Source organism: Billgrantia antri (genome assembly GCF_017868935.1).
In the GTDB taxonomy this organism is placed as follows: domain Bacteria; phylum Pseudomonadota; class Gammaproteobacteria; order Pseudomonadales; family Halomonadaceae; genus Halomonas; species Halomonas antri.
The window spans coordinates 3,549,829-3,576,442 of record NZ_CP053383.1; the positions used below are offsets into that span (position 1 = coordinate 3,549,829).

The window sequence follows — 26,614 nt, forward strand, 5'->3', positions numbered from 1 at the left end:
ACCCATGCACGACTTCGACACCCCGCGTGACACCCTGCTGATCGTCGAGGACGAGCCCAAGATCGCCCGTCTGGTTGCCGACTACCTGGAGGGCAGCGGTTTCTCCACCCGGCATATCGACCACGGCGACCAGGTACTGCCCTGGCTACAGAAGCAGCACCTCGACGAGCAATTGCCGTCGCTGGTACTGCTCGACCTCATGCTGCCTGGGGTCGACGGCCTCACCCTGTGCCGCGAGATTCGCCAGCGCTGGCCCGGCGTGGCGATCATCATGCTGACGGCGCGAGTCGAGGAAGTCGACCGCCTGCTGGGTCTCGAGCTCGGTGCCGACGACTATATCTGCAAGCCGTTCAGCCCCCGCGAGGTGGTCGCCCGAGTCAAGGCAGTGTTGCGCCGCAGCCAGGCACTGCGCGATCCCGCCTCGATCAGCGGCAGCCAGCTCGAGCTCGACGACGAGGGCTGGCGGGCGCTGGCCGACGGCCAGGACCTCGGCCTGACCGCGGTGGAGTACCAGTTGCTCAAGGTGATGATGCAGTCGCCGGGGCGCATCTTCACCCGCGATCAGCTGATGGATCGCATGTACCGCGACCATCGCATCGTCTCCGAGCGCACCGTCGACAGCCACGTCAAGAAACTGCGGCGCAAGATCGCAGATATCTGGCCCGAGCGTGAGATCATCCGCTCGGTCTACGGGGTCGGCTACAAGTACCAGCCGGAGGAATGACCCCGGTTCTTCCACGATTGCTGCAAGTTGATTGCACAGCGGCGTACGACACTGACAGCATCCCCAATGCAATGGAGTGACCGAGATGCGCCGTAACGTAACCCGCAAGCTACTGATGCCCGCTCTACTCGCCGTGGCCATCGCGCCCCTGTCGCTGGCGGCCTTCGCCACCCCCGGCCAGGGCGAAGGCGGCTGGCACGAGCAGCGCCACGAGCGCTTCGAGGAGCGCCGCCAGGAACTGTTCGAGCGCGCCGGCCTCGACGAGGAGACCCGCAGCGCTCTGGAAGAAGCCCACGGTGAACACATGCAGGCGCTGCGTGAGCTGCACGAACGGCACCGCGAGCGCATGGACGAGATCCTCGACGAGGAGCAGCGTGAAGCTCTGCGCGAGGCCAAGCGCGACATGCACCAGGAGCGGCACGGCGAGCGCCATCAGGGTATGCAGGAGCGCCTGGCCACCCTGGTCGACAGTTGGGAACTCTCGGACGAGGAGCGTGATCGGTTGACCGAGCTGCGCGAATCCCTGTATGCCGACATGCAGGAGCTGCGCAATCAGGAATTCGACTCACGCGCAGAACGCCGCGAGGCATGGCAAGCGCTGCGTGCCGAACATCGTGAAGCCCTCGGCGAGGTGCTCACCGACGAGCAGATCGCCGCCCTCGAGGCCTTCATGCAGCCCCGCCACCCCCACGGGCACGGCAAGCATCACGGCGAACGCCACCGCGGATGATCGATGGCCAAGGCGGTGAAACGCAGCGGGCCCGGCATTGCGCCGGGCCCGCTGCGTTCCGTGTGATGGGCGTCGAGAAAGACTCAGTTATAGAGCACCCCCGGCAGCCAGAACACGATGCCCGGCACCATGTAGAGGATGAACATGGCGACGAACACCATCAGCAGGAACGGCGCGATGCCGATGAAGATGTCGCCCAGTTGTATGCCCTTGGGCGCAATGCCCTTGAGGTAGAAGGCCGACATGGCCATGGGTGGCGTGAGGAACGAGGTCTGGATGTTGAGCGCCACCAGCACGCCGAAGAACAGCGGATCGATACCGAACATGTGCAGTAGCGGCAGGAAGATTGGCACGAAGATGATGATGATCTCGGTCCATTCCAGCGGCCAGCCGAGCAGAAAGATCATCAACTGCGCCAGCAGCAGGAACTGCAACGGCGTCAGCGACAGACCGCTGATCCAGTGTTCGATCAGCGAGTGTCCGTCCAGCAGCGAGAACACCGAGGAGAAGATCCATGAGCCGACGAACAGCCAGCACACCATGGCGCTGGTGCGGGCGGTAAGAAACACTGCCTCGCGCAGCCGGGCGAAGGTCAACTGCCGGTAGGCCGCGGCCAGTACGATAGCCCCAAGTGCGCCGATGCCGGCCGCCTCGTGGGGGGTGGCCAGGCCGAACAGAATGGCACCGAGCACCGCCATGATCAGCACAAACAGCGGTACGAAGGAGGTCAAGAGCCCCCAGTAGACCTCCTTGAGCGGCACGTCGAGGCTCTCCGGCGGCAACTTGGGGGCCACCTTGGGATTGACCATGGCCCGCCCCATCACGTAGAGGATGTAGAGCCCCGCCAGCAGCAGTCCCGGGATCAGTGCCCCCGCATAGAGGCGCACCACCGAGACCCCCGCCATTGCCCCGTAGAGAATCAGCATGATGCTCGGTGGTATCAGAATGCCGAGACAACCCCCGGCACAGATAACCCCACTCGACATGCGCTTGTCGTAGCCGGCATTGAGCATCGCCGGCAGCGCCAGCAGCCCCATCAGGGTTACCACGGCACCGACGATGCCGGTGGCGGTGGCGAACAGCGCGCAGGTGATCAGGCTAGCCACGGCGAGCGAGGCCGGCATGCCGCGTGCGGCGAGCTGCAGGCTGGAGAAGAGGCGGTCGAGGATGTTGGCCCGTTCCACCATGTAGCCCATGAACAGGAACAGCGGCACGGCGATGAGCACATCGTTGGACATGACGCCGTAGGCACGCTGCACCAGCAACGGAAAGATGATGTCGCCGATGGCGAAGTAGCCGAAGCCGATGCCCATGGCGATCAGCGTGAAGGCGATGGGGAAGCCGAGCATGATCAGGATGACCAGCATGCCCAGCATCATGATACCGATTTGCGGTTCGCTCATGGCTGCTTGTCTCCTGGCTCCTGCTGGGCGGTCTTGATCTCGGCCTCCTTGTTGACGGGAATATCGATCTCCTCGACATCCTCAAGGCGTAGCGGCCACTTGCCATGCCTGAGGCACAGGAAGCAGCGCGTCACCTCGGCCATGCCCTGGATCGCCAGGAACGTGGCGCACGCCGGTATGACGAACTTGTAGGGCCAGATCGGCGGTCCGCCTGGCGTGAAGGAGCTGTGCTCGTCCTGGCGAAACGAGACGCTGAAGAAGTCCCAGCCGCTCCACACCAGCGCCAGGATGCCGGGATAGAAGAACAGCAGGTAGAGCGCCAACTCGACGCCCGCCTGCCAGCGCGGCGAGAAGTAGCGCGACACCACGTCGGCACGCACATGGGCGTTGTGCGCCAACGCGTAGGCCCCGCTCATCATGAACAGCGTGCCGTAGAGCATGTAGCTGGTGTCGTAGGCCCAGGTGGTCGGCGCTCCCAGGGCGTAGCGCATGAAGACCTCATAGCTCACCACGAAGGTCAGCAGCAGGATCGCCCAGGCGAAAGCCTTGCCCACCCACGTGCTGAGATGGTCGATGAAGAACACGAAACGCATGATCACCTCTCACCTCCACGCGCCACCCACGGGATGGCGCGGCACGGACTCGAACCCGGCAGCATCCTGCACCGGGACATCAGGGTGCCGGGCCCGGAGGCCCGGCGGCTTACAGGATGGTCGAGGTGTCGGTCGGCTCCTTGCCGAAGAAGTGGCGGTACGCCGGCGTCTTGGGTGCCGTACCTTCGAGATGCCAGCCGACCACACGCTCGCAGTACTCGCGCTGATGGTCGATGACCTTCTTGAAGAAGGGGTCCTGGGACTCGTTCTCGATCACCGTATTCCACGCATCGAGCTGCGCCTGAAGCACCGAGTCGGGGGTGATGTAGGTCTGTACCCCCTGCTCCTCGCGCATGGCCTGCAGATCCTTCGGGTAGCGCTCCATGGCCTTCCAGTACATCTCCGAAGAAGCCGCCTTGGCGGCGTACTGCAGGATGGCCTGGAACTCCTCCGGCAGGCTGTCGTGCTTGGTCTTGTTGAAGATGATCTCGAAAGCCTCGCAGTCCTGATGGTAGCTGCGCAGCATCCAGGTCTTGCTGACGTCGGGGAAGCCGAGCAGGCGATCCGAGGAGGGATTGTTGAACTCGGCACCGTCGAGCAGGCCACGATCCATGGCCGGCACGATATCCCCACCGCCCATGATGGTCACCGCCGCGCCGAACTCACGCATCAGGTCGGCGGCCAGGCCCACGGTGCGATACTTGAGCCCGCGCAGATCTTCGGCGCTGGCGATGGGTTCCTTGAACCAGCCCAGCGCCTGGGTCGGCATGGGACCGGTCTGGTAACCCACCAGCGGCAGCTCGAGGTTGGCGAGCAGCTCGTTGTAGAGCTCCATGCCACCGCTGTTCCAGAACCAGGCAAGAAACTGATGGGCATCCCAACCAAAGGGCGGCGGCGTGCCGAACAGCGAGAAGGCCTTGTGCTTGCCGTACCAGTAGGCCGTCACGCCATGGCCGCCATCGAGCGCCCCGGAGATGACCGCATCCTGCAGCTGCAGCGCGCCCACCACGGCACCGGCCGGTAGCAGGTTAAGCCGCAGCCGGCCGCCCGACATCTCGTTGACGATGCGCACATAGTCGGCGGCGAACTCGTGGAAGATGTCCTGGTTGGGCCAGGTGCTCTGGAAGCGCAGCGTGGTGGTCTGGGCCACGGCAATGCTGGGAAAGCCCACTGCGGCGGCGGCACCGGCCCCCACCGCCGCCGCCGACCCGGTGAGGAAGCGGCGCCGCGAAGTGCGGGTGGACGGGTTGTCGGTGGAGTTGCTGTCGCTGGCGCTTTGCCCATCGGCCTGGGCCATGGGCGTGTTCTTGTCATGAACCATCGGATACTCCAGAAACGATTGTCGTTGTACTTCTGGCTGCCTGAACCGGCACAGGCCGGTCACGCAGTCGTCCCGAAAGCCTCCCTGTCAGGTGCTGACACAGCGTGCTCTCTCCCTGAAGCGCAGTCGGCTATATCAGGTATAGCTTGGGTAAGCGCAGGCGCAAGCGCCGCTTCCTATGTTCAATTAACGTTGTTGCCGAATCTGTTAACGCAGGGTTGAAGGGCAAAGGTAAAGCGCGTATTTTATTTGAACGTTCATTCAAAAAAACAAAGAACGGCTTCCCGCCGGAGTCGTCAGTCCTGACGCCATCCCAGACACACGTGGCCCGTGTCCCTACATGACCGTGAATGGCTGCGTCAGGCCTGAAAACACTGGGTTATCTTCAGGCGTGCTTTCGATTGCGAGGAACAATCCTCAGCGCGTCTCGGCAAGGAATCGGCGGGAAGGGTCATTCATCCCTGAAAGGAGTACGCCTGCATGGCGCATAACCTACCCCTTACCCAGCGACGCGACCGACTCAACCCCGTGGTGTTCCACGGCTCGGTCGCCGGGATCCTGGTCTTCCTCGTGCTCACCATGAGCTTTACCGAACAAGCCGGCGCCTTCTTCAACGCCGGCCTGGCCTGGGTCAGCGAGACCTTCGGCTGGTATTACATGCTGGCGGTACTGGCCTACCTCGTCTTCGTCGTCGCCATCGGCATGTCACGCTTCGGCAGCATCCGCCTGGGCCCGGATCACTCGCGGCCCGAGTTCTCGACGCTGTCGTGGGCGGCAATGCTGTTCGCCGCCGGCATCGGTATCGACCTGCTGTTCTTCAGCGTCGCCGAGCCGGTGGCTCACTACCTGGCACCACCGGACCTCACCCCCGAGAGCCAGGAGGCAATGCGCTATGCCGTGGTGCAGACCTTCATGCACTGGGGGCTGTCCGGCTGGGGGCTCTACGTGCTGATGGGCATGGCCCTGGCCTACTTCAGCTACCGCCATCGCCTGCCGCTGGCCATCCGCAGCGCGCTCTACCCGCTGCTCGGCAAGCGTATTCACGGCCCCATCGGCAATGCCGTGGACATCACCGCCGTCATTTCCACCGTGTTCGGCATCGCCACCAGCCTCGGCATCGGCGTGATGCAGCTCAACTATGGGCTGAACTACATGTTCGACGTGCCCGAGAGCCTCTCGGTCCAGGTGATCCTGATCGTACTGGTGGTCGTGCTTGCCACCATCTCGGTGGTCAGCGGCGTGGAGAAGGGCATTCGTCGACTGTCGGAGTTCAACATGCTGCTGGCGCTGGCCTTGCTGCTGTTCGTGCTGTTCCAGGGCCACACCCTGCGGCTGCTCGACATGGCGGTCAACAACGCCGGCGACTACTTCACGAGCTTCGTCGCCAAGAGCTTCGACACCTACGCCTTCGCCGGTGATGGCGCCAACGAGTGGAAGATGTGGTGGACGATCTTCTTCTGGGGCTGGTGGATCGCCTGGACGCCGTTCGTCGGCCTGTTCCTGGCACGCATTTCACGTGGGCGTACCATTCGCCAGTTCGTGGCCGGGGCGCTGGGCATTCCACTGGCCTTCATGATGGTGTGGATGTCGGTGTTCGGTAACAGCGGCATCGAGCTGGTGGCCAACCAGGGCGTTGTCGAGCTGGGCGAACAGGCGCTGAACACGCCGCAGACCACCATGTACACGCTGCTCGAGTACTACCCCTGGGCAGGCGTCACTGCCGCCGTGGTCACCGTGCTGGGCATCGTGTTTTTCGTCACCTCGGCGGATTCCGGCGCGCTGGTGCTGGCCAACTTCACCTCGATTCTCTCCGACGTGAACCACGACGCGCCGATCAAGCTGCGCATCTTCTGGTCGGCGGTGATCGGCCTGGTCACCGTCGCCCTGCTGATGGCCGGCGGGCTCAACGCCTTGCAGAGTGCGGTGGTGATTACCGCCCTGCCCTTCTCGTTGGTGATCTTTGCCATCATGGTCGGCATGTACAAGGCGCTCAAGCTGGAAGGCAGCAAGGCCGAGGCGCGCCGTCGTATCGCCGGCACCGCCCCGGGCGGCGACTGGCGCGAACGCCTCGATCGCGCCCTCGACGTCTCCAACCGTGCCGGCGCCGCCGCCACCATCGAGCATGCCATTCGCCCGGCGCTGACGCAGTTCGCCCAGGAACTGGAGAGCCGTGGCCAGGAGGCCAACGTGACCGAGGAGAAGCTTGAGGGTGAATCACTCCCCAGCCTGACCCTGCAGGTGGACCTGGAGAATGCGGCGAGCTTCGTCTACCAGGTGTGCCCGCACCGCATGCGCACGCCGAGTTTCCTGCCGGCGGACGACGACTATTACGTGCGGCTCGACGTCTACCTGGCCGAAGGCGGCCTGGATAAGGATCTCAACGGCTTCACCCGCGGCCAGGTGATCGCCGACGTGCTCTCGGAATACGAGCGCCACCTGCACTTCCTGACCCTGACCGACCAGGGCGGCAACGTGCAGGCGATGCCAGGAGCGGTGGGGGAACCGCCACTCGACGCCAGCCCGGCCTGATCGGGCTTTCCCCCTCGCCACGGCGGCATCCTTCGGGTGCCGCCGTTTTGTTTGCAAACGCAGACAGTTTACGGGCATGGCCTAGACCTTGGCCGGCTTGTGGCGCCGCAATATGCAGGAGTAACGTTACCGTTACCTTGCTCACGTTCGGTACCGCCATGGCTCGCTCACGACGTTCCACCCGTTACCGGCCCCCGCTGCCCGGCAGCGCCCTGGTTGCCGCCTGGCGCCAAGGCTATGGCCTGGCCGAACTCAAGCGCGATATGCTCGCCGGGTTGACCATCGGCATCGTCGCGGTGCCGCTCTCCATGGCATTGGCCATCGCCACCGGCGTACCGCCCCAGCACGGCCTGTACACCGCCATCGTCGCGGGTGCGGTCATCGCGCTGACCGGCGGCTCGCGGTTCAACATCTCCGGCCCTACCGCCGCCTTCGTGGTGATCCTGTTTCCCATCGTCGCCAGCCATGGCCTCGGCGGGCTGCTGATCGCCACGCTGATGGCGGGGCTGATCCTGGTGGCACTGGGCCTGGCACGGCTGGGCAACCTGATCCAGTTCGTGCCCTATCCGGTGGTGCTCGGTTTCACCGCCGGCATCGCCGTGGTCATCGCCCTGCTGCAGCTGCCCGACTTCCTGGGGCTCGAGAGCGTCGCGCTGGGTGACAGCACGCTGCACAACCTGGCGGCCATCGTCCGTGCCTTGCCCTCGCTGGCGCCTGCCGAGCTCAGCGTCGGGCTGCTCACGCTGGCCACGCTGATCCTGTGGCCGCGCCTGAAGCTGCCGCTGCCGGCGCCGCTGGTCGGCCTCGCGGTGGGCACGCTGGCGGCGCTCGCCGTGGCACCGCTGGGCGTGGAGATCGAGACCATCGCCTCGCGCTTCCAGTGGGAGTACCTGGGTCAGGCCGGCAGCGGCATTCCCCCCTTCGCCCCTGGCCCGGTACTCCCCTGGCGCCTGCCGGGAGCGGACGGTACGCCGCTCACGGTGGATTTCGCTCTGATTCGCGAGCTGCTCGGCCCGGCACTGGCCATCGCTATGCTGGCGGCCATCGAGTCGCTGCTCTGCGCGGTGGTGGCCGATGGCATGACTCGCACCCGCCACGACCCCAACGCCGAACTGATTGGCCAGGGGCTGGGCAACATTGCCGCCCCCTTCTTCGGCGGCATCACTGCCACCGCGGCGCTGGCACGTACGGCCACCAACATCCGCAGCGGCGCGGTCTCGCCGCTGGCGGCGGTCGTGCACGCGCTGGTGGTGCTGTTGGCAGTGGTGGCGCTGGCCGGCGTGCTCGCCCTGGTGCCGATGGCGGCGCTCGCCGCGCTGCTGTTCATCATCGCCTGGAACATGAGCGAGGCGCGCCACTTCCTGCACACCCTGAAGAGCGCGCCGGGCAGCGACGTGGCGATACTGGTGATCTGTTTCCTGCTCACGGTGGTGTTCGACATGGTATTGGCAGTGGCGGTGGGCATCGGCCTCGCTGCGGCGCTGTTCATTCGCCGCATGGCCCACCTGACCCACGCCCGACGCCTCGAGCCGGGTGGTGACGATGCTAGCCACGACCTGCCGCGCCAGGTGGCGCTCTATGACGTCAACGGCCCGCTGTTCTTCGGCGCGGCAGAGAAGGCCGTTTCCTCGCTGAGAGTGGTCGATCCCGAGGTCCGCGTGGTGATGCTCGACATGCGCGACGTACCGAGCCTGGACGCCACGGCCATCGTTGCCCTGCAGTCGCTGGTCGAGGAGCTGGGCACGCGCCAGGTGGGGCTGATTTTCGTCGGCATGCCGCCGCGCATGGTACTCAAGCTCAAGCGTGCCGGTGTCAAACGCCAGGCCGGCCGGCTAGCCGCCGTACGTCAGCCTGCGCAGGCCCGGAGGCTGGCACAGCGTTGGCTGGTCGCAGCGACTACCTGATGCCGAGCTACTCGCCCTGAAGCGTAGCGATCAACCGCCGCGACCCGCCATGCTCGCGATGCTCGCCGAGCCAGATGCCCTGCCAAGTACCCAGCGCCAGGCGACCGTTGCGCACCGCCAGGGTAAGCTGGGTGCCGAGCAGGCTGGCGCAGACGTGCGCCGGCATGTCGTCGGGCCCCTCCAGGGTGTGGCGAAAATAGGGCAGGTCCCCCGGGATACGCTCGCGCAGGAAGGCGTCGAGGTCGTGGCGCACGTCCGGGTCGGCGTTCTCGTTGAGGGTCAGCGAGGCCGAGGTATGCAGCAGCTGCAGGTGCAGCAGGCCGACCTCCACCTCACGCAACTTATCCAGCGCCCCGGTTATCTCGTCGGTGATCAGATGAAAGCCGCGCGAACGCGGCGCCAGGTGCAGTTCCTGCTGATGCCACATGGCCGGGCTCCTCGTGTGGGTTTCTCGCCATGCTAACGCGTCGCCTCGTCACCACAAGAGCGCCGCCCGCGTTTCGGCGGGCAGCGCTGAGTGCCCCTGGCGCAGTGCGGCTGCGCTCCCTTGCGTTACCTCGGAAAGCGAACGATTACTCGCTGGCCACCGTGGTCGGCTGACCCTCCGTAGCGGTGAAAACCACCAGCACCCTGGCTTCGTCGTCGCTCACGTTGAAGAGCTGATGATCCCTGTTGAGCGCCTCGATGTAGGCCTCACCGGCGCTGTAGGTGTGGGGGTCGCCGCCCTCGGTGCGCAGCTCGACCTCGCCTTCGAGAATATAAACGTACACCGGCACCGGGTGCTGATGCCGAGGCGTCCGGCCACCGGGCTCGATGGTGCCGATCACCGAGATGAACTGGGCGGTGCCTTCGGGCCAGGCGATGGGATCGCCGTCGCGGGTCTCGGTGGTCTTCAGTACCGGGGCGGTCTCGAACCCCTCCGGCAGGGCGTCGTCTTGCGCAAGCGCAGCGCCGATTGACAGGATCGCAACCAGCCCAAGGGTCAGAGCTGCCGGTTTAATGATGACGTTCATGATGCTTCACTCCTCTGCGATACAACGATGTCTTCCTCAAGCCTTGATCGCCAGCAGCGAGATGCTCTTCACCCCGTAAGAGGCGCTGGCACCCTGGGCTGAGTCGGTCAGGAAGCGGTACTCGGGATGCTCGCGCCAGGTTTCGATGACGAGACCCGCCGCCTCGATGGCCGCACGATAGGCGTCCTGCTGCAGTGCACCGCCGATGCAGGCGGCCCATAGCGTGGCGTTGCAGGAGACGCTCTCCGGCAGCGGCTTCTCGGTGACGATGTCGGCCAGCGCCAGTCGCCCGCCGGGACGCAGCACTCGCGTCGCCTCGGTGAAGACCTTGGGCTTGTCGGCCGACAGGTTGATCACGCCGTTGCTGATCACCACGTCGACGCTGCCGTCGGCAAAGGGCGGCGCCTCGATATAGCCGTCGTGGAAGCTGACCTGGCCGAAGCCGGCCTCGTGCGCCAGCCGCGTGGCCTTGTCGCGCTGGGCGGCGGTCATGTCGAGCCCCAGTACCTGCCCGCCGGGTCCCGTCGCCAGGGCCGCCAGCAGGCTGTCCATGCCGGAGCCGCTGCCCAGGTCGAGTACCGTCTCACCGGGCTGGATGGCGGCCAGGTCGAGGAAATGGCCGACCCCGGCGAAGGAGTCGATGGCGGCGGCGGGGATGCGGTCCAGCGCGCGGGGGTCGTAGCCCAGCCGCTCGGCCAGGGCACGCCCCATCTCGAAGTGGAAATCGCCCTGGGGCGACTCGGCTACCTCGCGGTACATCGTCTTGACCCGCGCCTCGAGCTCCTGCTTGTCGACTCCGGCGCTGGCCACTTTTGCCGTGATTGTCATTGTCTTGCTCCTCTTGGCTGCTCACGACGACACCGAGCGGTGCCGTGTGCGCCAGGACGCGGCGCCCGGCAAAAGGGTTCCCGGCAGACACCAAGACGATCGAGTGGGAACCGAAACGCAAGGCGAAGCGTCCCTGCCATGCCCAAGCGCTTGCCCGGCGAGGGCGAACGGACCAAGCTCGAAGGAGGTTTCGCCATGCTGTTGGCAGGGGTACTCCTTGCTCCTACACGGTCGCAGCCACGCGTCCCGCACCGGGACGCCACGGGGGCCACCATGCGTTTCGACGAAGCTGCCGGCCGGCGGGCGTGGTTCGAGCAGCGCCTGGCGCCGCTGATGGACCGCCTCTACGGCACGGCACTGCGGCTCACCCGCAACCCTGCCGACGCCGAGGATGTCGTGGCCGAGGCAGTGACCAAGGCCTGGACGCAGCTCGACCACCTGCGCGACCCCCAGCACTTCGAAGGCTGGCTGTTCCATATCCTTAGCAATACCTTCGTCAGCGAATGGCGCCGGCGACGCTGCCGCCCGCAGGCGGCCGGCAGCGATACCGCCGAGCCCGCCGAGCTGGACAGCGCCACTTTCACGCTGTTTCAGCAGCTGCATCAGCCCTTCCTGCTGTGGTGGGGCAGTCTCGAGGAGCAGTTCTTCAACGGCCTGCTGCAGGAAGACCTGGAGCGCGCGCTGGACGCCCTGCCCGATGCCTACCGGGTGGCGATTGTGCTGGTCGAGGTGCAGGGCTATACGTATGAGGAAGTGGCGAACCTGCTCGGCATCCCCCTGGGCACCGTGCGCTCGCGACTGAGCCGGGCGCGCTCGCAGCTGCAGAAGCGACTCTGGGAGCAAGCCAAGGAGGCGGGCATAACGCTCGGCCAGGGAGATGGAGGAGCGCAATGATGAGCCCGAGAGCCATGAGCTGCGAAGAAGTCATCGAGCGCCTCTTCGACTATCTCGACCGGGAACTCGACCCTCAGGAGGCAGCCGACGTCGAACGGCACCTTCACCGCTGCCGCGACTGCTTCACACGCGCCGAATTCGAACGACGACTACGGGCCAGGGTGGCGGCCACCGGCACGGCAAAGGCCCCGCCTCGGCTGCACCAGCGCATACGGACTTTGCTCGATCGCTTCGACGAGTCCGACACCACCCGCTGACCCGTGAGGAGAACACCTCATGGTGGCCATACTCGGCTATTCCCGCCCGCAGATCCTGGCTGCAGTTCAGCAGATGTACACTGCCGTAGCGGATGCCCCCACCTCGCCATTCCACTTCCCCGTCGGCGCAGATGCCAGCCGCCGCCTGGGCTATCCCCCGGAACGGCTCGCTCAGCTGCCGGCCGAGGTGCGCGATGCCTTTGCCGGAGTCGGCTACCCCTTCCGCGCCGCGGCCATCCGCCGCGGCGACCGGGTGCTCGACATCGGCGCTGGTGCGGGCGGCGACGCGCTGATCGCACGTCAACTGGTCGGCCCTCAGGGGCGGGTCATCGCGCTGGACCTCACCGCGGCTATGACGCGCCGGCTCCAGCAGGCCAGCGAGCGTCACGACATCGAGGGGCTAGCCGTGGTGCAGGGCTCCGCCGAGCAACTGCCGCTACCCGATGCCAGCATCGACAGTATCACCAGCAACGGCGCCCTCAACCTGGTACCGGACAAGCGCCGTGCCGTGGTCGAGATGTTTCGCGTGCTCAAGCCTCATGGACGCGTGCAGCTGGCCGACGTGGTGATCCATCGCCCAGTATCGGTCGACTGCCACGAGGATCCGCGCCTATGGGTCGAGTGCGTGGTGGGCGCGACGGTGAAGGAGGAGCTGGTGGCGCTGTTCGAAGAGGCCGGCTTCGAGGAGGTACGCGTGGTCGGCAGCCACGACTATTTCGCCCTGAGCCCCAGCGCCCAGACCCGCGAGATCGCCGCCGGCTTCGGCGCCCACTCGGTCGAACTCGCCATGCGGCGAGGGGCAGTGAGGCCCGCCTGGTTTCAGCGCTGGCGGCGGCGCCTCGACCCGCGACGCTGGCTGCGGCTGGGGTATCGCCGCGGCCTGCTCGGCATGCTGGCCTACCTGCTGGCCCTGCTGAGCTGCTACGGCACTCTGGCCCTGGTCGCCCTGTTGCCGCTGCTGGGCGTTCACCTGGCCCTCGACGAAGGACTATGGGCCGGCGCCATCGCTGCCTTCGTATTACTCACCCTGGCGGTGGTGGCAAGCGGCCTGCGCCTGCACCACCGCCCCTGGCCCGTGCTTGTGGGTCTGGCCGGCACGTTTCTCGTTCTGTATGCACTCTTTGTCGACTATTCGATGCTGGTGGAGCTAGGCGGTTTCGTGCTGCTGGCATCTGCCGTGGCCTGGGATATCTGCGAGCGTCGACGACACGAAGCGAAGATGCTGGGCCTGACACCGATGAACCCAGACGCCTCACCTCCGCCCTAAGCAGGGATCGGACAAAAAAAGCGCGGCAATCGCCGCGCTTGAAGTCGCCATTGCTGACGACGAGAGAGCAACCTTTAGCTCGCCATGTCCAGCACCACGCGGCCATCGATTTTGCCGTCGATCATGCGCTGGAAGACGTCGTTGATGTTCTCCAGCCGGTCGGTGCTTACCGTGGCCTTGACCTTGCCTTCACCCGCGAAGTCCAGCGACTCCTGAAGGTCCTGGCGGGTACCGACGATGGAGCCACGCACGGTGATACCGTTGAGCACGGTCTCGAAGATCGGCAGCGGGAAGTCGCCGGGCGGCAGGCCGTTGAGGGAAATGGTGCCGCCACGGCGCACCATCCCCTGGGCCTGCTCGAAGGCCTTGGGCGACACTGCTGTGACCAGCACGCCGTGGGCACCGCCAATGGCTTGCTTGAGATAGGCCACCGGGTCGGTCTTGGCCGCATTGACCGTGACGCTAGCCCCCAGTCGTTCGGCCAGCGCCAGCTTGGCATCGTCGATATCGACGGCGGCGACGTTGAGGCCCATGGCCTTGGCGTACTGCACCGCCATATGTCCGAGACCACCGATGCCCGAGATCACCACCCACTGGCCGGGCCGGGTATCGGTGACCTTGAGCCCCTTGTAGACGGTAACGCCCGCACACAGCACCGGAGCGATCTCGACGAAGCCGACGTTATCCGGCAGATGGCCGGCGTAGTCTGCCACTGCCAGGGTGTAGTCGGCGAAGCCGCCGTTGACTGAGTAGCCGGTGTTCTGCTGCGATTCGCACAGGGTCTCCCAGCCTCCCAGGCAGTGCTCGCAGTGGCCACAGGCGGAGTGCAACCAGGGCACGCCAATACGATCACCTTCCTTGACGTGTTTGACGCCGGCACCGACGGCGGCCACATGGCCCACGCCCTCGTGGCCGGGGATGAAAGGCGGGCTGGGCTTGACCGGCCAGTCACCGTGGGCGGCGTGCAGGTCGGTATGGCACACCCCCGAAGCGGCAATCTTGACCAGCACCTCGCCGGGACCGGGCCGCGGCACCTCGACCTCCTCGATGGCAAGCGGCTCGCCGAACTTGCGTACCACGGCGGCTTTCATCGTCTTGTCCATTGCCTTGCTCTCCTTATCTATCCTGTCGTGCCAGGCGGCAGGCTGCCGACCGACGGAATCAATGTAATCGCCAGGGCTTGGAGTGGTTGGCCACTCTCTAGAAAGGGGACAGAAAGCCGCCCGACAGGGGCCGGGCGGCAGGGGTGGTTCAGAACAGGCTGGCTCAGAAGAAGCCGAGCGGGTTGATGTCGTAGCTCACCAGCAGGTTCTTGGTCTGCTGGTAGTGCTCGAGCGCGACCTTGTGGGTTTCGCGACCGACGCCGGACTTCTTGTAGCCACCGAAGGCGGCATGCGCCGGGTACTGATGGTAGCAGTTGGTCCACACGCGGCCGGCCTGGATGCCGCGACCCATGCGGAAGGCGACGTTGATGTCGCGGCTCCACACGCCGGCGCCGAGGCCGAACTCGGTGTCATTGGCGATGGCCAGCGCCTCTTCTTCGTCCTTGAAGGTGGTCACCGCCACCACCGGGCCGAAGATCTCCTCCTGGAACACGCGCATCTTGTTGTTGCCCTTGAGCAGCGTCGGCTGGATGTAGTAGCCCTTGTCGTAGGCCGGGTCGAAGCTCTCCTTGTCGCCGCCGGTGAGGAACTCGGCGCCCTCCTCGCGAGCGATGTCCATGTAGGACATGATCTTGTCGAACTGCTCCTGGGAGGCCTGGGCACCGACCTGGACATCGGTATCCAGCGGATTGCCGCGCTTGATCTTCTGCACCCGCTCCATGACCTTGGCCATGAAGGCGTCGTAGATACTCTCCTGGATCAGTGCCCGTGATGGGCAGGTGCAGACCTCACCCTGGTTGAAGAAGGCCAGTACCAACCCTTCCGCCGCCTTCTCGATGAAGGCCGGCTCGGCGTCCATGATGTCGGCGAAGTAGATGTTGGGCGACTTGCCGCCCAGCTCCACGGTGGAGGGAATGATGTTGTCGGCTGCACACTTGAGGATGTGCGCGCCCACCGGGGTGGAGCCGGTGAAGGCGATCTTGGCGATGCGCTTGCTGGTGGCCAGGGCCTGGCCCGCTTCAGCGCCGTAGCCGTTGACCACGTTGACCACGCCCGGCGGCAACAGGTCGCCGATCAGCTTCATCAGCTCGAGCACCGAGGCCGGGGTCTGCTCGGCGGGCTTGAGCACCACGCAGTTGCCGGCGGCCAGCGCCGGGGCCAGCTTCCATACCGCCATCAGCAGCGGGAAGTTCCACGGGATGATCTGCCCCACCACGCCCAGCGGCTCGTGGAAGTGATAGGAGACGGTATTGGCGTCGATGTCTGCCGCTGTGCCCTCCTGGGCGCGGATGCAGCCGGCGAAGTAGCGGAAGTGGTCGACGGCCAGGGGCAGATCGGCGTTGAGCGTCTCGCGTACCGCCTTGCCGTTGTCCCAGGTCTCGGCCACGGCCAGCATCTCGAGGTTCTGCTCGATGCGGTCGGCGATCTTGAGCAGGAGGTTGCTGCGCTCGGTGGCGGAGGTCTTGCCCCAGGCGGGAGCGGCGGCGTGGGCGGCGTCCAGCGCCTTTTCGATGTCCTCGGCGGTGGAGCGGGGAATCTGGCAGAACGCCTCGCCGTTGACCGGGCTGACGTTGTCGAAGTATTGCCCCTTTACCGGCGGTACGAATTCCCCACCGATGTAGTTGCCATAGCGCGATTCGAAGGAAACGACGGAACCGGGCTGACCGGGATTGGCATAGATCATGATGGATGCTCCTGGGTTGCGTTGTCGTTGCTCTGTGGTGGCAGAAGGCAGCGCTGGCTGACAACTGCGCGATCACCGAATGCTCTTTCCTGCCTGGTGTCCCCCTGCTTTGCTGATCCGGTGCGCCAGTGGTTCCCGTTGGCGTAACCGACCTCAGTTCGCAGTGTAGATAACCTTGGGGGGTGTGCCTTATCCTTCGTTGGGGGTGTTGAAGAGGGTCTTTGGTCGTAGTCTGCCAGGCCCGCATGGAGCCCGGCAGGCTCATGCGTCACTGCGCGCCGTTTTCGCTAGGCAGTTTGAAGGTCCACAACATGCCGCCCTGGTTGAAGTCCTTGACCACCTTGGCGACTTCGCCGCCCCACAGCGGCACCGCCCCGCCCCAGCCCGAGGCAACGGAGACGTACTGCTCGCCGTCCATCTCCCAGGTAATCGGCGTGCCGACCACGCCCGAGCCGGTGTTGAAGCGATACAGCTCCTCGCCGGTGCGGGCGTCGAACGCCTTCAGGTAGCCCTCGGGCGTGCCGGTGAAGACCAGGTTGCCGGCGGTCGTCATCACCCCGCCCCACAGCGGTGCGCGGTTTTCGTGGCGCCAGACCTCCTCGCCGGTGCTCGGATCGATCGCCCGCAGTACCCCGATGAACTCCTCGTTGGCCGGCTTGATGGTGAAACCGGCGCCAAGGTAGGCCGCGCCCCGCTTGTAGGAGACCGGCTCGTTCCAGATATCCATGGACCACTCGTTGGAGGGCACGTAGAACAGACCGGTAGTCTGGTTGTAGGCCATCGGCATCCAGTTCTTGCCACCAAGGAAGGCCGGGCGCGCCAGCACCGGCTCGCCCTTGTCCTCCTCGGTAGCGGCAGGATCGCCCGGACGCCCGCCTTCGGTATAGATCGGCCGACCGTTCTCGTCGAGCCCCTCGGCCCAGGTGATCTCGTCGACGAAGGGGAAGCCGCGGATGAAGCTGCCGTCGGTGCGATCGAGCACATAGAAGAAGCCGTTGCGGTCAGCGGTTGCTGCCGCCCTGACCAGCTCGCCGTTCTGCTCGTAGTCGAACGAGATCAGTTCGTTGACCCCATCGTAATCCCAGCCATCGTTGGGGGTGGTCTGGAAATGCCACTTGATGCTGCCGTCGTTGGGATCGATCGCCAGGCGCGACGAGGAGAACAGGTTGTCGCCGGGTCGCAGGTGAGAGTTCCAGGGCGCCGGGTTGCCGGTGCCGAAGAACAGCGTATCGGTATCGGGGTCATAGGTGCCTCCCAACCAGGTGGCGGCCCCGCCGGTCTCCCACATGTCCCCGGGCCAGGTAAGCCCCGCCTCGCCCCCCGAGATACCGTTCTCGACGGCTTCGCCGTCCTGGTAGACGTAGCCCATATGGCCTTCGACGGTGGGCCGCGTCCACAGCAGGTCGCCGGTTCGGGGGTCGTAGGCTTCGACCTTGCCGACGATGCCGAACTCGCCACCGGACACGCCGGTGATCAGCTTGCCGTTGACGATGATCGGCGCCGCGGTGATCGAGTAGCCTTCCTGGTAGTCGGCGACCTGCTTGACCCATACGACCTTGCCGGTGTCCTTATTCAGGGCGACGAGCTTGGCGTCCAGAGTGCCGAAGATGAACAGGTCGTCGTACAGCGCACCGCCGCGGTTCACCACATCGCAGCAAGGCATGATGCCGTCGGGCAGACGCGCATCGTACTGCCAGATCTCCTCGCCGGTATGGGCATCGATCGCATAGGCGCGCGAATAGGAGGCCGTGACGTACATGACCCCATCCTTGATCATCGGCTGGGACTCCTGACCGCGCATCTTCTCGCTGCCGAACGAGAATGCCCATACCGGCTGCAGCGATTGGACATTGTCAGCATTGAGCTGGTCGAGGCTGCTGTAACGCTGGCCTTGAAGGCCCATGCCATAGGTCACCACGTCGTCGACGGTGGTATGGTCGTTGAGGATGTCCTGGTCGGTTACCGCCTGGGCGCCGAGAGAGACTGCCATGGCCAGGGTGCCAAGGGTAAATCGTGTGCTGATCGAGCGATATGTCATGGTTGTATTCTCGCTTCTCTTGTCATGCGTTTTTGCCGAAGGCCGTAAGGCCTTTCCAACCCTTTCGTCATTCTTGGCGGGCGTTGAACGATCAACAATGAACCTCTTGGACGACTTCCTTCGTTCCTTGGTAGTAAGACCTGCGCTTACGAAAAAACCGCAGCCATGCTGCGGTTGTCGCGTCATTAGAGAACCATGTCGTGACTCATTCGAGGAGCGTGAGAGCGGCCTTCTCGTAAGCTGGATAAAGGTGCATCACTGTTCTGGTCAGCTCGTAGCGACTCCCTTCCAGCGCATCGAACCGAGATGGTATGTCCATTGCAGTGACTTCCGTCATACTCCATCCCTCGGACGCCGCACGGGTCAATGCTTCGTCCAGCCAGGCGAGATAATCACGCGTCTGCTGCAGCGCCATATTGCCCATGCTGGGCGCGCCGTGACCTGGCACCAGCCAGCGGAAAGGCAGCGCTTCCAGCCGCTCGAGATCCTCTATCCAGGTTGTCAGACCGGGGCTCTGCGGTGTAGTCAATGCTCGGTCATGAAATACGAGATCGGCGGCAAAAAGAACCTTGCTCTCCTCATCGAAGACCACCAGGTCGGAGCCAGTATGGCCGGTAAATTCGAGCAGATGCAGGCGACGGTTTCCCACCTCCCACTCGCCGGGGTGCAGGGTCTTTTCCGGCATGATGATCTCGGTGCCGCGCATCCAGTCACCGACGAGGCGATACATGTTGTCGGCGAACGCCTCACCGTCCCGTCGCAGCAATTCTTTAGCCGTATCGAGCATGTAAAGGGTATCGGGATCGAAGGCCTGGTTGCCGAAGACATGATCGGGATGGTGGTGAGTCAGCAGGACATGAGTGATGGGTTCATGCGTAGTACCCTCGATCAGACGTTTTAGCGCTTCGCCGTAGCGTCTCGAGGGACCCGTGTCGATGACCACTACCCCGACCCCGGTCTCGAGAAAGGCGGTATTGACGATGTTGCCCCCGTTTTCGCGCGAGAAGTTCTCCGTGCTGCCCTCCACGACCCATACGCCCGGCTCGATCTCCATGGCTTCCAGGGCATAGTCCGTCCCAGCCTGTGCCGTGGCACACGCCAGGCCAACAAGTATCGGAGCCATGAGCCGCGATAAGAGATGTCGCATCATCCTGTCTCCCCCACGAGGCGTCGTTCGAAGACGTTGCCGTGGTTGTCGCGCATCCACAGCCGGGGGGCAGCCGGCGGATGCGGCAACTCGAAGACAAACATCGGGTTTTCGGCGGCGGACTCGGACAGCATCAGTCGCAGGAGGAGTTCGTCTTCTCCCGCATCGCGCAGCTCCACTTGCTCGATGAAGAAGGCCGGGATGTTATCGACCATGCCGGAATCCATGGGATGCATGACGCTGGTCTTGTAGCGAAGATGATCGCCACGCGAAAAAGCACGGCCGCGGATCGTGCCAAAGCTGCGCTCCCAGTCGGGGTTGGCTGCCGTCAGGCTGGGTGCCGTACAGCCGCCTCCCGCGGCATCCACCTGGGCGCTGGCAACGTGCCAGATGCCCTCGTCGTCCTGCACGGCGGCTCGCACCGTCGTCGCCTGCTGGACCCGGAAGTTCAACGCAATGAGCCGGAGCGGAGTGACACCGGGCTCGTAGGTGAACAAATGCGGTACCGGATTGAGATCTACCCAGGCGATGATCCGCTGCGGCCGGTGGGGAAAGTTCGCCAGGTCCAGCGTGAGCGGAACCTGCGCAGAGTCCTCGGCGAAAGCGGGCACCTGAAGATCGATGCGTGCGTCGTGACGCACCTGGACATCGGCACCCAGGTAGCGCTCGAGATTGTACTCCCACATGGGAGAGCCAAAGGGGTCGGCCGGCACCCCAGCGTGGGCCTGGAGGCCTGCCCACAGCAACACCAGCAGCCACCAACGACTCATGTCACGTCTCCTCGTCCATTCCCAGGATGCCGTCGTAGTAAGCAGGCACGCTGTAGCGCAGTCCGTGACGGGCGAAGATATCGGCGATCTCTCCCTCGCGCACCATGCGGTCGACGATCGCCTCGATCACATGCCCCAGCTCGCGATGGGTATGCTTGACCGCCATGCCGACATCCCAGCTCTGCTTCACCAGCCCAGGGAAGCCATTGGTGGCCGACCGGAAGGGTCGATCGGCGTGGCGCGCCAGCTGATGGTCGATCTCGGCGCGAGTACCCATGACGGCATGCACGCGGCCCTCGAGCATAGCGTCGAAGGCACGTTCAACGTTGCGGAAATGCTGCGTGCTGTCGCGCAGGGAACCGCCGAACGCTGAGCTGAGGTAGGTGTCGGGCAGCGTATCGATCTCCACGCCGATGGGGTGGTACTGGAATACCGCCATCGTCCTTACCACGTCGAGGGCCTCGGCATCATGGGCGATCTGCCAGTGCTCCTGCTGATAGGGGCCGAACATCACCACCTGGTCGTTGATCACCTCGCCTGTGGAATCGCGCATGTAGGCAAAGCGGCGGTCGTAGGGCACCCGCAGCATGACGTCGGCGATACGCCGTTTCGCCAGGTAATGTCCCTTCCAGACGTTATTGCGCAGATCGTCTTCCAGGGTCTCGTCCGGAGTGATCCAGTGCACGCGGAACTCTACACCCAATTCTTCGGCGATACGTTGGCCGATCGCCACATCGACGCCTGCAGGTTCGCCGTTCTCGAGGTAGGAGTAAGGGGGAAAGTCGCGATAGAGCCCGACATTGAGGTAGCCCGACTCGACGACAATATCGTAGGTCCGCTCCGGCGGGCGATCGAGGACAGCATCGCTCGCCTGGGCGAGCGAACTCAATACCATCAGCAGCGTGAAACACCAGTAAATCGCGTTCATGGCGCCCCCCTCATTGACGAGAATACACGCCCCTTCCTAGCGCCTATTCCTTGACCGATTCTACGTAGGTCTTGATCGCCCAGATGGCGTTCTGATCGAGATTGTTCTTGAACGAAGGCATCCCCTTGTCGGTACCGTTACGCACGCGCCCGATGAAGTACTCATCGTCCCACTCCTCGAGTTCACGCAGATCGGGCGTCAACCCGCCAGACATTGCCTGGATGCCGTGGCAGACGGCACAATTGCCGGCATAGCCGCTCTCCCCGACCCTGACCGCTTCGTCGTGAAATTCGCCATGCTCGTTGCCGGGCCGGAAGGGGTTCTCGCTCAGCGGCTCCGCCCCCAGTTCAGGCAAGCTGCCGGTATCGACCTCCTGCGGTGTCACGTCGCCGTGCCCCATGGCGACGACCGACAGGCTGTAGAACCCGAGCGCAATGCCGGTTCGAGTAATGCGGTTTCTGAGCAGGCTAGTGGCTTTCATTTCGGTCGCCTCCGGCTTGGAATTGTTGAACGCTTGCGGTCGCCTTTTCGCTGCGAGCTTGGCGAGTCTGATCCAAGTCTAGGAAGCCGCCTCGACCCGAGGAATGGCACTTTCGTCCGCGAAAACCACTTCCTTGGTAGTAGCCATCCCCCTCTGAGACCTAGGGCATAGTGCTTTGGTACCGCCTCATTGCGACCATGGAAATATTCTTCCCCCTGCCCGGCTTGCCTAAGGTCAGGGGCATGGAATTCCACCGGGGAGCGGCCCATGTCCAACCACGCCAAGCGACTCGCCTTTGCCCTCATCTGCTGGCTGGCCCTGCCCGGTGCGGCCACGGCCCTGGATGTACGCATCGGCTATGTGCATTGGGTTCCGGACGCGGGCCCCGTGCTGTCCAACGTAACCCCCGAGCCCGAGGATGCCGGCCTGCGCGGCGCCGAGCTCGCCATCGACGACAACAATGCCAGCGGGCGCTTTCTCGACCAGCACTACGTCCTGGAGTCGCACATGGCCGAGAGCGAGGAGCAGGCGCACGCCGCCTTCGAGCGGATGCTCGAGGCGGGAATCGAGCTGTTCGTGCTGCGGGTACCTGCCGAGACGCTGCTTGCCATGGCCGACACGGCCGCCGAGCGGGCGCTGCTCTTCAACGCCGGTGCCAAGGAGGACACCCTGCGTACCGGCGATTGCCGCACCAACGTGCTGCACACCCAACCGAGCTTCGCCATGCTCACCGACGCCCTCGCCCAGTGGCTCAACCTGCGGCGCTGGCAGCAGGCATTTCTCATTTCCGGGCCGACCGATGACGACCGCGCCTGGGCGGATGCCTTTCGCCGTTCGGCGGCACGCTTCGGCGTCGAACTCGTCGCCGACAAGACCTGGACCTTCGACGCCGACCTACGGCGCACGGCATCGCGCGAGCTGCCGCTGTTCACCCAGGCGAGCGACTACGACGTGGTGGTCGTCGCCGATACACGCGGCGATTTCGGCGAGTACGTTCCCTTCAACACCTGGCTGCCACGCCCCGTGGTGGGCACACAGGGCATGATGCCGGTGGCCTGGCACCGGGTGGTGGAGAGCTGGGGTGCCGCCCAGCTGCAGAACCGCTTTCGCGAACTGGCCGGGCGCGACATGAACGGTGACGACTATGCCGCCTGGGCGGGTGTGCGCTCGGTGGGCACGGCGGTCACCGAACTCGGCGTGGCCGAGCACGGGGCGCTCCGCGACGCCATCCTCTCCGAGGATTTCCAGTTGGCCGCCTTCAAGGGTCGCCGCCTTGGCTATCGCCCATGGAACGGCCAGCTGCGTCAGCCGATTCCGCTGGTCCATCCGCAGGGCCTGGTGATTACCGCTCCCATCGAAGGTTTCCTGCACCCGGTCACCGATCTCGACTCCCTGGGCTACGACTCTGCCGAAAGCGACTGTCGCATCCACCCTTGAGAGCGGCGTGCCTGCCCCGAATCTGGTCCGGACGACGGTAGACGCTAGCCACAATGAACAACAAGGAAACCGACGATGAATACTCTGCTTCGCACCGCCCTGGCCTCGACGCTGCTCGTCCTCGCCTCCCCCGCCCTGGCCGGACTGGCTTACGTCTCCAACGAGAAGGACAACAGCATCTCGGTGATCGACACCGAATCGCTCGAGGTGGTCGAGACGATCCCGGTCGGCAAGCGTCCTCGCGGCATCCTGCTCTCCAAGGACAATACCAAGCTGTATATCTGTGCCAGCGACGACGACACCGTGCAGATCCTCGATCTCGAAACCCACGAGATCATCGACACCCTGCCCTCGGGTGAGGATCCCGAGCAGTTTGCGCTGCACCCCAACGACCGCTGGCTGTTCATCGCCAACGAGGACGATGCCATCGTCACCGTGGTCGACGTGCCGACAAAGGAGGTGCTGGCCCAGATCGATGTCGGCATCGAGCCGGAGGGCATGGCGGTCAGCCCCGACGGTCGCTGGGCGGTGAATACCAGCGAGACCACCAGCATGCTGCACTGGATCGACACCGAGGACTTCACGATCAAGAAGAACATGGTGGTCGGCCAGCGCCCCCGACACGTGGAATTCAGTGACGACGGCAAGGTGGCCTGGGCCTCGGCCGAGATCGGCGGCACGGTCCATGTGATCGACGTGGAAGCGCTGGAAGAGATCGCCACGCTCGACTTCGCCATTCGTGGCGTCAACCAGGACAAGGTGCAGCCGGTGGGCGTCGCGCTCACCTCCGATGGCCGCTACGCCTTCGTCGCGCTTGGCCCTGCCAACCACGTCGCGGTGGTCGATGCTCAGACCCTTGAGGTACTCGACTATCTGCTGGTGGGGCGTCGCGTCTGGCAGCTCGCCTTCAACGAGGACGAGAGCCTGCTCTTCACCACCAACGGCATCAGCGGCGACGTCTCGGTGATCGATGTCGAGCAGCTGGCCGTGACGCGCTCCATCGAGGTTGGCCGCTACCCCTGGGGCGTGGTCGTCACGCCATGAACACGTCTATTCAGGCCCCTCATGCGCCGATGCTCGAGATCGACGAGGTCGAGCACCGCTACGGAGCCCGCTGCGCCCTCGCCGGGGTGAGCTTTGCCCTGGCCCGCGGTGGCTTTCACGCCCTGCTCGGACCCAACGGGGCCGGCAAGAGTACGCTGATCGGGCTGATGACCGGCCTGCTGCGCGGTCAGGCCGGCGAGATTCGCATCGACGGCCATTCGCTGAATCGCGAGCCGCGTCGGGTACGGCGTCAGTTGGGCGTGGTGTTTCAGCAATCGACGCTGGATCTCGACCTCAGCGTACGCCAGAACCTGCTCTATCACGCCTCGCTACATGGACTGGGGCGGCGCCTGGCACGCCAGCGCTGCGACCGCGAACTGGCGCGCCAGGGGCTCGAGGCGCGCGACGGCGAGCGGGTGCGCCAGCTCAACGGCGGTCACCGACGCCGGCTCGAAATCGCCCGGGCCCTGCTCCACGAGCCTGCGCTGCTGGTGCTCGACGAAGCCAGCGTCGGACTGGACACCGCCAGCCGTCAGGCGCTCAACGAGCATGTGCGCGCACTGTGCCGCGAGCGCGGCATGACGGTGCTGTGGACGACCCACCTGCTCGACGAGATCGCCCCCGATGACAACGTGGTGATGCTGTGCGCCGGCAGCGTGGTGGCCTCCGGCCGCGCCGACGCGCTGTGCCGACGCACCGAAAGCAGCACCCTGCAGGACGCCTTCCGTCGCCTGACGACCCTGCAGGACATCCCCGCAGAGGAGCGCTGCTGATGCTTGCCGCCTATTGGCACTGCTTCCTCGGCGTCGGCGGCCGCGAGTGGCGCCGCTTCGTCCAGCAGCGCACCCGCTTCTTCAGCGCTCTGGTGCGTCCCCTGCTGTGGCTGGTGGTGTTCGCCGCCGGCTTCCGCGCCGTATTGGGCATCTCGATCATGGAGCCCTACGGCACCTATATCGTCTATGAGGTCTACATCACCCCGGGGCTGTGCTGCATGATCCTGCTGTTCAATGGCATGCAGGGCTCGCTGTCGATGGTCTACGACCGCGAGATGGGCAGCATGAAGGTGCTCTTGATGAGCCCGCTGTCGCGACCCTTCCTGCTGCTGTGCAAGGTGCTGGCGATCTCGCTGGTGTCGCTGGTCCAGGTCTACGCCTTCCTCGCCATTGCCTGGGGCTACGGCATCCGCCCGCCGCTGATCGGCCTGGCCACGGCGATGCCGGCGCTGCTGCTGGTGGCGATGATGCTCGGCAGCCTGGGCCTGGTACTGGCCAACGCCGTGCGCCAGCTGGAGAACTTCGCCGGGGTGATGAACTTCGTGATCTTCCCGCTGTTCTTTCTCTCCTCGGCGCTCTATCCGCTATGGAAGATGCAGGAGGCAGGCCCTTGGCTCTATTGGCTGTGCGCCAACAACCCCTTCACCCATGGCGTGGAGCTGGTGCGCTTCGCCCTATACGGTAGGCTGGCGCTCGAGCCGCTGCTGTGGTGCCTGGGGCTAACGGTGCTGTTCGCCAGCGTCGCGGTATTCACCTTCAACCTGCAGCGCGGTCAGGGCCTGGCACGTCCGGGTTAAGCGCGCCCTGGGGCGGCATTGCCCAGAGCACGAGCGACCCATGGCCCCTCGTAGACCAGCGCATCGTGCAGTTGTACCAGCATAGCGCCGGCATCCAGACGCGCCGTGACGTGCTCGGCCGTGGCGATACCGCCCACCGAGATCAGCGGCAACCGGCCGTCCAGCAGCATAGCGGCCTGGGCCACCTGATGGCACGCTTGGCGCTGTCGCTCCGGCAGGCGCCAGTCGGCATAGCGCTGCAGCGTCGCCGGCGGCCCGGCATCGCATGCCAGGATCAGCCCCTCGAAGCCCAGCGCTTCCAGGTGTTTCACGATGGGCGGCGGTGCCGTCGCTTCACGCTCCATGCGTAGCTTTATCGCCAGCGGTACCCAGTTGCCGCTGCAGTCCGCCAGCCGCCGCTGCTCCCCTTTCAGCGAACCCAGCAGCCGCTGCAGCTCGCCCAGTCGGGAGGGGCACAGCAATGCCGCGGCCTGGGGACTGCCGAGATTGACGGCGACATAGTCGGCGTGACGCCATGCCTCGCGCAGGCCGGCCAGCAGGTCGTCGAGCGCGTGAGTCGTCGACGTGCGTGGCCCCAGGGCGACGTTGATGCCCAGGACGGCGTCACCCGCCGACGGGGGATGGCACAAAGCGGCTCCCGCATGCGGCGACCACGAGCCGATCTCGATACAGCCGAAGCCCAGCGCCGCCGCCCGGCGTCCCAGCCGCCCCCGGCGGTCGAAGCCGGCGGCGATACCCAACGGATTGGGAAACGCCAAGCCCATGGCCTTTACCGGCGCCGGCGGATCGCCATCGCCGCCAGCGGGCCGGCCCGCTCGCACGGGCGGGCTGCCCAGGCGAGCGGCCCAATGCACACGCGCCTGAGCGATGCCGCGGCCCAGGCGCGGCGCTTGCCGCATCAGCGCGGCCATCAGCCACCGGGGCAGGTCACGATCACGAGGCAAGGCGG

At 65.1% G+C, this 26,614-nt stretch carries 25 protein-coding genes; 11 read left to right on the forward strand and 14 right to left on the reverse strand.

All coding sequences use genetic code 11. The features are described from left to right. Positions 1–4 precede the first annotated feature (4 nt). Positions 5–724: a response regulator gene (locus tag HNO53_RS16420; RefSeq protein WP_209473668.1), complete on the forward strand. Its 720-nt coding sequence runs from the start codon at positions 5–7 to the stop codon at positions 722–724. Between the two features lie 85 nt (positions 725–809). Next, positions 810–1,454, forward strand: coding sequence for a hypothetical protein (locus HNO53_RS16425; protein ID WP_209473669.1), 645 nt, complete (start codon positions 810–812; stop codon positions 1,452–1,454). Between the two features lie 83 nt (positions 1,455–1,537). Here HNO53_RS16425 and HNO53_RS16430 read toward each other — a convergent pair whose 3' ends face one another. From HNO53_RS16430 to HNO53_RS16440, 3 genes are all read right to left on the reverse strand, one after another. Beyond that, positions 1,538–2,857, reverse strand: a complete 1,320-nt coding sequence (locus HNO53_RS16430) for a TRAP transporter large permease (RefSeq protein WP_209473670.1) — start codon at positions 2,855–2,857, stop codon at positions 1,538–1,540. Beyond that, the gene (locus HNO53_RS16435) at positions 2,854–3,450 is read right to left on the reverse strand and encodes a TRAP transporter small permease subunit (protein ID WP_240549049.1); all 597 of its coding nucleotides are present in this window, start codon (positions 3,448–3,450) and stop codon (positions 2,854–2,856) included. Before HNO53_RS16435 ends, HNO53_RS16430 begins: the two co-directional genes overlap by 4 nt. A gap of 109 nt (positions 3,451–3,559) precedes the next feature. Next, complete coding sequence (locus HNO53_RS16440) at positions 3,560–4,771, reverse strand: TRAP transporter substrate-binding protein (RefSeq protein WP_209473672.1); 1,212 nt, start codon at positions 4,769–4,771, stop codon at positions 3,560–3,562. Between the two features lie 480 nt (positions 4,772–5,251). On the opposite strand from HNO53_RS16440, the gene betT reads away from it, so the two are divergent. Continuing rightward, complete coding sequence (betT, locus tag HNO53_RS16445; RefSeq protein WP_209473673.1) at positions 5,252–7,300, forward strand: choline BCCT transporter BetT; 2,049 nt, start codon at positions 5,252–5,254, stop codon at positions 7,298–7,300. Positions 7,301–7,458: 158 nt separating this feature from the next. Beyond that, positions 7,459–9,204 (forward strand): C4-dicarboxylic acid transporter DauA, encoded by a 1,746-nt coding sequence (dauA, locus tag HNO53_RS16450; RefSeq protein WP_209473674.1) that lies wholly within the window; start codon positions 7,459–7,461, stop codon positions 9,202–9,204. 7 nt (positions 9,205–9,211) lie between these two features. Here dauA and HNO53_RS16455 read toward each other — a convergent pair whose 3' ends face one another. The 3 genes from HNO53_RS16455 to HNO53_RS16465 all read right to left on the reverse strand — a co-directional run bounded on the left by HNO53_RS16455 (position 9,212) and on the right by HNO53_RS16465 (position 11,045). After that, the gene (locus HNO53_RS16455; protein WP_209473675.1) at positions 9,212–9,631 is read right to left on the reverse strand and encodes a secondary thiamine-phosphate synthase enzyme YjbQ; all 420 of its coding nucleotides are present in this window, start codon (positions 9,629–9,631) and stop codon (positions 9,212–9,214) included. Positions 9,632–9,776: 145 nt separating this feature from the next. Next, positions 9,777–10,217, reverse strand: a complete 441-nt coding sequence (locus HNO53_RS16460) for a cupin domain-containing protein (protein ID WP_209473676.1) — start codon at positions 10,215–10,217, stop codon at positions 9,777–9,779. 36 nt (positions 10,218–10,253) lie between these two features. After that, complete coding sequence (locus HNO53_RS16465; protein ID WP_209473677.1) at positions 10,254–11,045, reverse strand: methyltransferase domain-containing protein; 792 nt, start codon at positions 11,043–11,045, stop codon at positions 10,254–10,256. 138 nt (positions 11,046–11,183) lie between these two features. Here HNO53_RS16465 and HNO53_RS16470 point away from each other — a divergent pair, with 138 nt between their 5' ends. Genes HNO53_RS16470 through HNO53_RS16480 form a run of 3 tightly spaced genes read left to right on the forward strand, consistent with a single transcriptional unit; the run spans position 11,184 to position 13,463 of the window. Beyond that, the gene (locus HNO53_RS16470; RefSeq protein WP_209473678.1) at positions 11,184–11,939 is read left to right on the forward strand and encodes a sigma-70 family RNA polymerase sigma factor; all 756 of its coding nucleotides are present in this window, start codon (positions 11,184–11,186) and stop codon (positions 11,937–11,939) included. Then, entirely contained in the window at positions 11,939–12,196 is a 258-nt protein-coding gene (locus HNO53_RS16475; protein WP_209473679.1) for an anti-sigma factor family protein, read from the forward strand. The genes HNO53_RS16470 and HNO53_RS16475 overlap by 1 nt, the downstream gene beginning before the upstream one ends. A 19-nt stretch (positions 12,197–12,215) precedes the next feature. Continuing rightward, a complete protein-coding gene (locus HNO53_RS16480) occupies positions 12,216–13,463 on the forward strand; it encodes a MerC family mercury resistance protein (protein ID WP_209473680.1) in 1,248 nt (415 codons plus the stop codon). A gap of 74 nt (positions 13,464–13,537) precedes the next feature. Here the strand turns inward: HNO53_RS16480 and adhP are convergent, their stop codons facing one another. The 7 genes from adhP to pedF form a co-directional block, all read right to left on the reverse strand. Beyond that, positions 13,538–14,566: an alcohol dehydrogenase AdhP gene (adhP, locus tag HNO53_RS16485; protein ID WP_209473681.1), complete on the reverse strand. Its 1,029-nt coding sequence runs from the start codon at positions 14,564–14,566 to the stop codon at positions 13,538–13,540. A gap of 163 nt (positions 14,567–14,729) precedes the next feature. Next, positions 14,730–16,250: an acetaldehyde dehydrogenase ExaC gene (gene exaC, locus HNO53_RS16490; RefSeq protein WP_209473682.1), complete on the reverse strand. Its 1,521-nt coding sequence runs from the start codon at positions 16,248–16,250 to the stop codon at positions 14,730–14,732. A gap of 268 nt (positions 16,251–16,518) precedes the next feature. Further along, on the reverse strand, positions 16,519–18,288 hold the full coding sequence (locus HNO53_RS16495) for a PQQ-dependent methanol/ethanol family dehydrogenase (protein WP_209473683.1): 1,770 nt from the start codon (positions 18,286–18,288) through the stop codon (positions 16,519–16,521). 205 nt (positions 18,289–18,493) lie between these two features. Beyond that, positions 18,494–19,438: a quinoprotein relay system zinc metallohydrolase 1 gene (locus tag HNO53_RS16500; protein ID WP_420827842.1), complete on the reverse strand. Its 945-nt coding sequence runs from the start codon at positions 19,436–19,438 to the stop codon at positions 18,494–18,496. After that, complete coding sequence (locus HNO53_RS16505; RefSeq protein ID WP_209473684.1) at positions 19,435–20,205, reverse strand: quinoprotein dehydrogenase-associated SoxYZ-like carrier; 771 nt, start codon at positions 20,203–20,205, stop codon at positions 19,435–19,437. The genes HNO53_RS16500 and HNO53_RS16505 overlap by 4 nt, the downstream gene beginning before the upstream one ends. 1 nt (position 20,206) lies before the next feature. After that, positions 20,207–21,133 (reverse strand): substrate-binding periplasmic protein, encoded by a 927-nt coding sequence (locus tag HNO53_RS16510; RefSeq protein WP_242597452.1) that lies wholly within the window; start codon positions 21,131–21,133, stop codon positions 20,207–20,209. A gap of 43 nt (positions 21,134–21,176) precedes the next feature. After that, complete coding sequence (gene pedF / locus HNO53_RS16515) at positions 21,177–21,614, reverse strand: cytochrome c-550 PedF (RefSeq protein ID WP_209473685.1); 438 nt, start codon at positions 21,612–21,614, stop codon at positions 21,177–21,179. Positions 21,615–21,881: 267 nt separating this feature from the next. On the opposite strand from pedF, the gene HNO53_RS16520 reads away from it, so the two are divergent. The 4 genes from HNO53_RS16520 (at position 21,882) to HNO53_RS16535 (ending at position 25,665) form a co-directional block, all read left to right on the forward strand. Next, on the forward strand, positions 21,882–23,051 hold the full coding sequence (locus HNO53_RS16520) for an ABC transporter substrate-binding protein (RefSeq protein ID WP_209473686.1): 1,170 nt from the start codon (positions 21,882–21,884) through the stop codon (positions 23,049–23,051). A gap of 75 nt (positions 23,052–23,126) precedes the next feature. Beyond that, positions 23,127–24,095: a YVTN family beta-propeller repeat protein gene (locus HNO53_RS16525; protein ID WP_209473687.1), complete on the forward strand. Its 969-nt coding sequence runs from the start codon at positions 23,127–23,129 to the stop codon at positions 24,093–24,095. Beyond that, complete coding sequence (locus HNO53_RS16530) at positions 24,092–24,868, forward strand: ABC transporter ATP-binding protein (protein ID WP_242597453.1); 777 nt, start codon at positions 24,092–24,094, stop codon at positions 24,866–24,868. Before HNO53_RS16525 ends, HNO53_RS16530 begins: the two co-directional genes overlap by 4 nt. After that, positions 24,868–25,665, forward strand: a complete 798-nt coding sequence (locus HNO53_RS16535) for an ABC transporter permease (RefSeq protein WP_209473688.1) — start codon at positions 24,868–24,870, stop codon at positions 25,663–25,665. Before HNO53_RS16530 ends, HNO53_RS16535 begins: the two co-directional genes overlap by 1 nt. Here the strand turns inward: HNO53_RS16535 and HNO53_RS16540 are convergent. Next, positions 25,662–26,609: a beta/alpha barrel domain-containing protein gene (locus HNO53_RS16540; RefSeq protein WP_209473689.1), complete on the reverse strand. Its 948-nt coding sequence runs from the start codon at positions 26,607–26,609 to the stop codon at positions 25,662–25,664. The two genes, HNO53_RS16535 and HNO53_RS16540, sit on opposite strands and share 4 nt — an antisense overlap. Between the last annotated feature and the right edge of the window lie 5 nt (positions 26,610–26,614).